At 63.4% G+C, this 9,180-nt stretch carries 8 protein-coding genes; 4 read left to right on the top strand and 4 right to left on the bottom strand.

Features of this window, described 5'->3' with window-relative positions; genetic code table 11:
• Window positions 1–127 precede the first annotated feature (127 nt).
• Window positions 128–610 (top strand): hypothetical protein, encoded by a 483-nt coding sequence (locus ACLQ23_RS31375; protein ID WP_425881518.1) that lies wholly within the window; start codon window positions 128–130, stop codon window positions 608–610.
• Here ACLQ23_RS31375 and ACLQ23_RS31380 read toward each other — a convergent pair.
• Entirely contained in the window at window positions 595–1,320 is a 726-nt protein-coding gene (locus ACLQ23_RS31380) for a GntR family transcriptional regulator (protein WP_425881519.1), read from the bottom strand. The two genes, ACLQ23_RS31375 and ACLQ23_RS31380, sit on opposite strands and share 16 nt — an antisense overlap.
• 456 nt (window positions 1,321–1,776) lie before the next feature.
• Window positions 1,777–2,034: a hypothetical protein gene (locus tag ACLQ23_RS31385; RefSeq protein WP_425881520.1), complete on the bottom strand. Its 258-nt coding sequence runs from the start codon at window positions 2,032–2,034 to the stop codon at window positions 1,777–1,779.
• 383 nt (window positions 2,035–2,417) lie between these two features.
• Here ACLQ23_RS31385 and ACLQ23_RS31390 point away from each other — a divergent pair, with 383 nt between their 5' ends.
• The 3 genes from ACLQ23_RS31390 to ACLQ23_RS31400 all read left to right on the top strand — a co-directional run bounded on the left by ACLQ23_RS31390 (window position 2,418) and on the right by ACLQ23_RS31400 (window position 6,231).
• On the top strand, window positions 2,418–3,641 hold the full coding sequence (locus ACLQ23_RS31390) for a helix-turn-helix domain-containing protein (RefSeq protein ID WP_425881521.1): 1,224 nt from the start codon (window positions 2,418–2,420) through the stop codon (window positions 3,639–3,641).
• 24 nt (window positions 3,642–3,665) lie between these two features.
• Complete coding sequence (locus ACLQ23_RS31395; protein ID WP_425881522.1) at window positions 3,666–4,133, top strand: NUDIX domain-containing protein; 468 nt, start codon at window positions 3,666–3,668, stop codon at window positions 4,131–4,133.
• 616 nt (window positions 4,134–4,749) lie between these two features.
• Window positions 4,750–6,231, top strand: a complete 1,482-nt coding sequence (locus ACLQ23_RS31400) for an ATP-binding protein (RefSeq protein WP_425881523.1) — start codon at window positions 4,750–4,752, stop codon at window positions 6,229–6,231.
• A gap of 467 nt (window positions 6,232–6,698) precedes the next feature.
• On the opposite strand, the gene tcmP is transcribed toward ACLQ23_RS31400, so the two are convergent.
• Both tcmP and ACLQ23_RS31410 read right to left on the bottom strand, forming a co-directional pair.
• Window positions 6,699–7,952, bottom strand: a complete 1,254-nt coding sequence (gene tcmP, locus ACLQ23_RS31405; protein WP_425881524.1) for a three-Cys-motif partner protein TcmP — start codon at window positions 7,950–7,952, stop codon at window positions 6,699–6,701.
• The gene (locus ACLQ23_RS31410) at window positions 7,889–8,659 is read right to left on the bottom strand and encodes a DUF5131 family protein (RefSeq protein ID WP_425881525.1); all 771 of its coding nucleotides are present in this window, start codon (window positions 8,657–8,659) and stop codon (window positions 7,889–7,891) included. The genes tcmP and ACLQ23_RS31410 overlap by 64 nt, the downstream gene beginning before the upstream one ends.
• Window positions 8,660–9,180 lie beyond the last annotated feature (521 nt).

The following is a 9,180-nucleotide window of genomic DNA, read 5'->3' on the forward strand; positions in this document are numbered from 1 at the left end:
CCCAACCGCATCGACAATGAACGATCACACGCGCGGGGCCGGAACGCCCGACATCAGCCGTGAACGATCGAGGCTAATGTGAGTCGGCCGCACAATGTGGAGAGTTCGGCGAGGAGGAAGGCAGAAGATGGATATCGAGGCGCTACTTCCCAGTCCTCGTACCCCGCGTGATTACCTGGCTCTCGCCACGGACCCACGGGTTGACGTCGAAGGACTACGGGTCCTCGCCCGGAACCCGTTCTCCTTCGTGCGACTGGCAGTCGCATCGAACATCCGCAGCGATGCATCCGTCCTGACGGAGCTGCTGATGGGCGAGTTCTCCCAGTGGGATCGAAACCGCCTGCTCTGGATCGTCGCCGGCCATCCACAGGCAGGCCGGGTCGTACTACTCAACGTCCTAAGCCAGGTCGCCTTGCTGCTTGCCCAGCGTGACGTCAGGCCCTACGCCGCCGCGATCGCCCTGGCCAGCCGGCACGAGCTGACGCCGAACGAGGTCTGCCGCCTTCAAAATCTTCCCGGCGCTTCGAGGCGTATGCGCCGGGGAGCGGAAAGGGCTATCGCGCGCCGGAGCGGCCGGGATGCGGGTGCTGCCTCTCAGGACAGCGCGTAGATGTCTTCGATCTCATGCCGACTGCCTGGCATCACCAGGATCGACGTCATGATCGGGTCGCCGGATGATTGATGAACAGTGATGACAACGCTCATGACCGACTCGTCGGCTGGCACGGCCAACGCCTCAGCTTCGACCTCGCTGACCCGGCGGGCAGTCATGCGCTCGGTGGCGTAGTCAGCCCGCAGGCCCTTGTGGCGGGCAATGACGTCAAGCAGGCCGCCCGGGATCGGCTCCGCCTTGGTGATCGCGGTCCCGACCGCGATGTCCACTGGGACGAACGTGGCGACGAGGTCCACCGGCCCCGCCTCGGAAACGGTACGGCGGCGCCGCTCGTAGACCGGCGTACCCTCCGGAATCTCCAACTCCGCCGCGATGCGCGGGGAGGCGAGCACTGGGCCGACGTGCAGGATCTCCGTCTCTCCGGTCTCGTCCAACTCCACCGCGTCGCGGGCGTAGTCGGGTGAGGTACGGCCGGAAGCTGGCCGGCCGCGTACGAAGCTGCCCTTGCCCTGCTGCGACTCGATCCAGCCATCCTGCTTAAGGATGCCCAGCGCTTTGAGCACCGTCGGGCGAGAGACCCCGAACTCCGTGCAGAGCTGGTTCTCCGACGGCAGCGCAGCACCGGGGGTGTAGTCGCCATCTTCGATGCGCTTCCGCAGCGTGTTCAACACGCGCAGGTATTTCGGCGTCGGAACCTCGTACGCCATCAGTTGCACCCAGCCTTGGGTCGGTAACTAGTAAATACAGGACCAGTCACTTGTCAGCATTTGTAGGACAGCTAGAACCTATCTAGGCAACCTTGCAGGATTCAAGCTGTCCGCTTCCCGGCGCAGACGATGCAGCGCCCAACGGCGTCTGACGGGTGTGCTGGTCAAGCTGCGCCTGAGCAGTCCGGGGCTGATCACGCAGGGCCACTGACAGATGTGAAGTCATCCGCCGGTCCCTCAGGCAGCAGGAAGCTTGCGCGCACCAGGATTCGCGCCTGCCGGCCGTGGCGGCCGGACGGACCGATCCTGACCCCCTCGACCCAAATCCACTCATCGTCCGAAGGGCGGTGGGCCACCAGCCGAACCCCAGTCACCCACAACGTCACCGGCCCGTCCGACGGCAGGAGTCGATCGGCCGTGTCGATCTCCAGTACCGCGCCGAGTCGTATCCGAACGTCAAACACCGCGTCTCCTCATCACCGGCGCCACGTTGCGAGGCGGCGCGCTGTCGGTCTTGCCTGGCTGGAGCTGAAGGCCGGCGATCTGCACGAAGACCTCCCGCCGCGCCAGCGCCTTGCCGCTCGCCGGGTTGATGGAGTAGCCGGTCAGCCACACCCAGCCGTCATAGGTCGGCTTGTCGCAAACCGAGGTCACCCGCAACCACAGCACCCGATCGCCGCCAAACTGCACCGACGCCCGACCATCGATCAGCACCAGGTCACCCGGTACGGGGACACCTGGCCGGCGCGGCGTCGGCGTGCGAAGCGCCGAGGCGGGCGGGCTATTCACGGGCCGTCGTTCGGGTCGCGGCCCCACACCAGCACCCACCCCGGGCCAGCCTCAGCAGGTCGCCGCGCGACCGGATCCCGCGCAGTCCAGGCAGGACCGTCGGGCCAGAGATCGGGTCCGCTCCGACCCACGCCCCATCCCCCGGACAGCGGTGCGGGCGAGGGTGTACTTCCAGCCCGCGCCCGAGCAGGATTGGCAGTTGCTCGATACGTTCAGCCCCGTCATGCACACAGGTTGTGGCACAAACCGCCCAGCGACCCGGAAAATCCTTCCGGGGTCGCAGCCGACCGAGGGGAGACGGTGAACCAGTGCGCGGAAGAACCAACAACCTGACCATCGGCGAACGCGTCGCCTGGTACCGCTACCGACGCGGCCTGTCCCAGGAAGTCCTCGCCGGACTCATCGGCCGCACCGCCGACTGGTTGAGCAAGATCGAGAACAACCGGATCGAGCTGGACCGGCTCTCCGTCATCAAGTCCCTCGCCGAAGTCCTGGACGTCTCCCTCGGCGACCTGCTCGGCGAACCCTCGCTGCTCGACTGGACCGGCGACAGCGGCACCGCGACCGTCCCCGCCCTCCGTGCCGCCCTGATGGACTACCGCGTCCTCGGCCCCTTCGGCAGCGGCACGGACGCGGAGCCAACGAGCGTCGCTGTGCTCAGGAAGGAGGTAGGTGCCCTCTGGGATGCTTACCAAGACTCCCGTTTCGGGTACGTGACCGGCCGTTTGCCCGAGCTGCTACACCGCGCCCAGGCCGCCGCCGACCACCACGACGGCGACGACCAGGACCAGGCTCGTCAGCTTCTCGGCTTGGCGTACCAACTCGCCGCTACCCAGCTCACCAAGCTTGGAGAGAGCGACCTGGCATGGATCGCCGCCGACCGCGGCTTGGTCGCAGTCCGACCCACGGGTGACCCTCTGGTCACCGGATCCCTGTTCCGCTCCGTCGGACATGCCCTGCACGCCACCGGCCGCTACACCGAAGCTGTACGCCTCACCGAAGACGCTGCTGGCTACCTTGAACCCCACCTCACGCACGCCACACCAGCGCTGCTCTCCGTCTACGGGACGCTGTTCCTGTCCGGTTCGATGGCCGCAGCCCGCTCCAACGACGCCCCCACCACCCGTACCTTCCTCGCCGCCGCCGACCAGGCCGCCGGCCGACTCGGGGCCGACGCTAACCACCTCTGGACCGCGTTCGGCCCGACCAACGTCGCCATCCACCGCGTCGCCACGGCCGCCGAGCTGGGCGACCTACAGGTCGCCATCGACCTCGGCCCGCGCGTCGACACCGCCGGGCTACCGATGGAGCGTCGGGTACGGCACGCCCTCGAAGTCGCCCGCGCCTACAGCTCGTGGAACCGCGTCGACGATGCCCAGGACGTCATCCTCGACGCCGAACAGATGGCGCCCGAGCAGGTTCGGCACCACTTCCTCAGCCGCCAACTCGCTCTAACCTGGATCCGCCGCCAACGCGGCAAGCCTTCGGCCGAACTGGTCGGCCTGGCCCAGCGACTCAAGGTGCTCGACTGAATCCGCCCCAACTAGGCTGCCCTGGTGACGGCCAACGAGATGCCACCCATGGCAACCCCACGCGTCGCCGCCGGCGCCCTCTTCTTCGACCGCGAAGGCCGCGTGCTCCTCGTACGCCCCAGCTACAAGAAGCACTGGGACATCCCCGGCGGCTACGTCGAACCCGGCGAGTCACCCCGAGCAGCCTGCATACGCGAAATCCAAGAGGAACTGGGCCTCACTCCGGCAGTCGGGCCGATGCTGGTCGTGGACTGGGCACCCGCCGAACACGAAGGCGACAAGCTCCTCTTCATCTTCGACGGCGGATCACTCGGCGCCGAGCAGGAGCGCGACATCCGCTTCGCGGACGGTGAACTGACCGAGTGGCGCTACGTAAGCGCAGAGTCCTTGGAACAGCACGGCCCGCCCCGGCTCGTCCGTAGGATCCGCACCGCTATCGCAGCGCGCAGTAACGGCGTGTCCGTGTATGCGGAACACGGCAGCGCAACCTAGACCGCAGTTTCGATACACAATCAAGGCGGCCCCGAAAGGGCCGCACACGCCGCCGCCTGGGCGCGCGTCCGTCGCTCCGCTGACGCTCCGACTCCGGCCACGCAACACGCCCGGCGGGCTGGCGCAGAAGCCGGAAGCCCAAGGGGCCGCCGCAGAACGACAGACCGTTGACCGGTGATGTGGCGGCCGGCAGCCGGCCGGGCCGCGCGGTCAGCACCGCGCGGCGTAGGGCAGCGCACGCCGGCCGCGTCGGCGAGCTGGCGTTGGTCACGGGGTTGAGGCTACTGCGCCTCCGGCGGCGGCGCTCCGGCTCCAGGATGGCCAGGGCTCCGCCAGCGGCTCGCGGTCCGTGGGCGGTTGCGGTAGGCCATCCCGCCTGCCATCGACCCGGGCAAGCCGAGCAGACCACCGCGCGACCCGCCAGCGTCCGAACCTGCGTCAAGACCCGCTTGACGTGGCGGGCCGGGCGGCGGCCCGCTCCCCAGGAGGGCGGGTCGACGGCAGACGGGATGGGCAGTCATACGTTGCCGGTAGGTTGGCCTCGCGCACGTAAACCCCGGCCTGGAATGATGCTGGCACCTGGTGTAGGGGCTTTAGGGCAAAGGGGAGCGGAGTTGTGAGCAAGAGTCAGGAGCAGCTCGAAGAGCTAGTGCGCGCTCTGAGTGCCCTGCCCCGAGAGGAAGAGTGGCTCGAGTTCAAGGAGAACTACTCCGACCTAGATGGGATTGGCCAGTATGGATCAGCGCTAGCCAACTCGGCCGCGCTCCATGGCAAGGATCGCTCGTATATGGTCTGGGGTATCAACGATGAGAGTCACGCCGTCGTGGGTACGTCCTTTAGGCCAAAGAATCAGAAAGTTGGAAACGAAGACTTCTTGCATTGGCTGACGCGGGGGCTGGAGCCGCAGATTCATTTCGAGTTCTTCGAATTTCAGGTAGATGGCAAGTTTTTGGTCTTGTGGGAGATAACGCCTGCGGAGCATCGGCCAATCGCCTTCAAGGGCGTGGAATATATCCGTGTTGGCTCATATAAGAAGAGGCTGCAAAGCTACCCGGATCACGAGCGTCGACTGTGGCAGGTTTTTCAGCGAACGGGATTTGAGCTTGGCACAGCGAAGGCTGATGTGCCGTCCGCTGAAGTCTCGACTTTTATCGACGTCGCCTCTTACTTTCAGCTGTTGGACGTGCCAATCCCCGCGGACCCCGCAGATGTATTGGAGACTCTGGCCTCAGACCTCCTCATCACCAAGACGACCACCGGACGTTGGAATATTACCAACATGGGTGCGGTGCTATTTGCCCGAAATCTGGATGACTTTGGCTCCTTGGGTCGTAAAGCGTTGCGGATTATCCACTACCGTGGAACGAGCAGGGTGGAAACCATTCGGGAGCAGGCTGGCCAGTTCGGATACGCTAAAGGCTTCGGAGGCGCGATTGATTATCTACTCAGCAGGCTGCCTTCGAATGAAGTAATCAAGGTCGCCCTACGCCAAATCGTTCGCATGTTCCCAGACTTGGCGGTCCGTGAGCTGCTTGCAAACGCCTTGATTCACCAGGACTTTTCAATTTCGGGCGCCGGGCCAATGGTGGAGATATTTGACGATCGCCTCGAAATATCAAACCCTGGCGAGCCCCTCGTTGATCATTGGCGTTTCGTTGATACTCCGCCGAGATCGCGAAACGAAAGATTGGCCGGCTTCATGAGACGTGCCGGAATCTGCGAAGAGCGCGGCAGCGGTTGGGATAAAGTTGCCGTGCAGATTGAAGCATTCCAGCTTCCTGCGCCCTTGATCGAGGTGGTTAACGACAACACTCGCGTTGTTCTGTTTGGCCATCGCGATTTGAAAGACATGGACCGTGAGGACAGGGTCCGAGCGACGTACCTGCATACGGTTCTCCGATGGGTAAACCGAGAGAAGGTAACCAACGCATCAGTGCGAGAGCGTTTCGGTATATCGGACTCGGACATATCCAAGGCCTCACGCATCATCAAGGAGGCCCTTGAGGACGGCAGGATCGCCGTGCGAGACCCCTCGGCGTCGCCGAGGTACCGGGACTATGTACCCTTCTGGGCCACTGCGAAGACTACAGACAGTTAGCACACTTCACTTGCGCCCAATCGGAAGCGGGGGGCGCCCCAGGCTCTCCCCAGCGTTCTGACCTGGTCTTTTGCCGAGTTAGTCTTACTTGCTGGTCACTTGCAAATCCAAGTCCGATGGAACCCGTGTGTCACTCTCAGTAGTTGAGGTGCTGGCGATTGCTTGCAGGCTTCTTCGGTGCACCTCGGCGAGCCCTGAGAAGTGTCTGGCTGAGCGCCGCGTTGCCTGGTCGCCAAAGCACCGAGTGTTGGGCGGCGGCCAACCTGGGTGACGACCGCGGCGACCGGTGCCGGACGCCCAGGAGGATGGGGACTGTTGCGGCAGCCCGCCCCGGCTGCTCGCTCAACTCGTTGTCGACCGGTCGTACTTTCCGGCGAAGGGGGCGAGCTCAGTCGGCGGACGACAGCCAACGGATCTTTGAGATCATAGGAGTACCTGGATAACTCACCTGGGTCACCCTGGCGTTATCATGCAACCGGGTAAAAGCGAATCACCGAATCGGCAGGCCACCGGGTTGGGGCTTTCAACGGGGTTTCCCGCACAGCGCGGCCATCAACCGCGAGTTCGTCCAGTAGCGTTCTCAGGTGCTTCTCCAGATAACCCAGGCGCTGAGCTTCTCGGGCTAGGGCGGCAAACGGGGCCGCTTCGCCCTCTAGGGACTCAAGGTAGGTCCGCAGCTCGTCGACTACTGGCAACTCGGAGAACAAGTCGGTTTGCTGCATCCCCCTATTTTCGTTGATGGTTGATCCTTTGACTGGATCTAGTCGCCATTTGACGGGGTTGAAGCATTCAAGGCCGCGTTCATCATGTGTAGCGAAAACAAGGGAATACCGAGCCGTCTCGTTCCGACTTGAGATAGAAACAGCGTTTGTGAGCAGGCCGAGGGACTGTAAACCTTTCTGGTATGCCGCCAGCAGAGCGTCCTTCCGGGCTGTCTCTCCCCTGCTGCTCAGTGCGGCCTTCCAGTGGTCGCCGCCAAAGTGGCGAGTCATTGCGTTTGCCTTGCTGGCATCTTCGCAGAACCTGTAAATCTCGTCAGCGAACCATGTGATGAGTACTTCATCGCGCGATCCGCGCAGGCACTTGCGCACCAACTCGAAGGGGACCCCTCCTAGATTGAAGGGGTCCAGTATCCATAGGGTGGGGATGTTTTTGCGGATTCCACCGTGGGCTAGGGCGTCCAAGGCGTCGAAGGTGTCTGCTGTTTCCGCAGGCTCTGGGGAGTGGAACTTGAGCTTTGGAGTTGGTGGCAACTCCTCCATCTTACGGGTTAGGTGCTGCCGACGATCCTCTCGCTTTTCGTTGCATATTAATCGCAGTGTATTGAACTGCGAAAAGGCAGAGTGCTCCAAGAAGGTCTTCGCAATTACGAGCGGTGAGCCGTCCGGGCCATCACTGTACTGGCCGGGGCCGGAGAATGCATCAACAATGCTGGATTGTTCAAAAGACCTACAAATCTTGCCCATCCAGCATTGCAAGTAGTGTCGGTACACTTGGTGCTTGATGAGGACCCTCGGCTGACTGCGCCACAGTGTGTCCTGGGGTGGTGGCATGCGATGGTGACCCCCGATCGGCACGAAGCCCTCTGTACTCGGATCAGCACGCTCGGTTGATCCATCTTGCTTCACGTGGGGGGTCAAGGGAAGAGGGGCGGGGCTCAGCTTGAGAGTGTGCCGACCACTTCCCAGCGCTTGGGTTGCGGCATCTCGTCCCAAGTGCATCCATCGAGAGATCGGCCGCCGGCTTTCGGGGTGCGTCCTCCCCACTGCTTGAAGAAGAAGGCCGTGCCCGCCGGTTGACACTGGTCACGAAGCTGGCGGACCCAGTCCGGTTCCACTGGCCGAGCTCCCGGACCCGACTCGCCCCCGGCGATAAGCCAGTCGATCCCTTCAAGGTTCAAGCGGCCAAGGGGTGCGATGAGTGGCTCCGCGGAGATGAAGCGGACTGCGGCCGGGACGGCCCGTAAGTCGTCTATCCGACTCAACACGGAGGAGTCCTCTACGCTCACTCCCATCCACACGTTCGGCGGCCATGGCAGCGTCCCGGCTAGCTTGCGAAGTCGAGTGGCTCGCTTGGTCAGGACTTGGTAGGTATGCCGAGGCGTAGCCTCCATGACCTCGAACACCTGCCTGACAAAGGATGACGGGACTCGGGCATGAAACAAGTCACTCATCGAGTTGACGAAGACAACCCGGGGCTCCTTCCATCGCAGTGGCGTAGCGAGCGTGTCTGGGTGAACCGTTACGCCGAAGCCAGGCCCGGAAGTCCGGGGATCGCCGTCATTCTGGTACTTGCGCGATCCCATTGCCTTCAGCCGCTTCGCGAGCGTCAGGGCATAGCAGTTGTCGCAACCATCTGAGATCCGATCGCATCCCGTCGTGGGGTTCCAGGTAGCTTCGGTCCACTCGATCGAGCTTTTATCTGCCATGGTTGCTCCATCCTCGTGATCAAGCCATCATGTCGAACGCTTGTACGGAGCGGAAGTGTCTGAGCGGCACAGATTGACGACAACCCCTGGCGCTTCCCAGACAGAAACGCCGTGTGTTGGCAATGGGTACGGCTGACCGGACCTGTCACTGTGAGGGCTTAAGATTGTTGCAGGGCGCGGCCGTTTCAGACGGCTGGAGGTGGCGTCCAAACGAGGGTCTGGCGGAACGGCTGACGACAGCACGGTGGCGGACGGCGGCATACTTACGTGGGCTGGCGTGGACGAGGCTCCGGGCGAGCGGCCGTACCCGATGCAACGCGCAGCGCGTGTAAGCGGGTTGTCTGGCCGTGTAGCAAGATCCGGAACATGCGCGGAATGATCAGGCGCATCAGCCGCGACTCGTTTAACGTACGTCCTGGTAGGACGCTAGGCAGCGCTGGCGGCGCTACAGAGGTTGAAAGGCTGACGGTCGTCGGCGTGTCTGCGTGATCTGCGTCGATGGTTTCGGTAGGCCGGAGGTA

It is taken from the genome of Micromonospora sp. DT41, assembly GCF_049841715.1.
GTDB lineage: Bacteria > Actinomycetota > Actinomycetes > Mycobacteriales > Micromonosporaceae > Micromonospora > Micromonospora profundi.

Coding starts and splice junctions, on each gene's coding strand:
- ACLQ23_RS31410 (WP_425881525.1), bottom strand. CDS start 8,659: ATGGCAGATAAAAGCTCGATCGAGTGGACCGAAGCTACCTGGAACCCC.
- ACLQ23_RS31380 (WP_425881519.1), bottom strand. CDS start 1,320: ATGGCGTACGAGGTTCCGACGCCGAAATACCTGCGCGTGTTGAACACG.
- tcmP (WP_425881524.1), bottom strand. CDS start 7,952: ATGCACTTGGGACGAGATGCCGCAACCCAAGCGCTGGGAAGTGGTCGG.
- ACLQ23_RS31375 (WP_425881518.1), top strand. CDS start 128: ATGGATATCGAGGCGCTACTTCCCAGTCCTCGTACCCCGCGTGATTAC.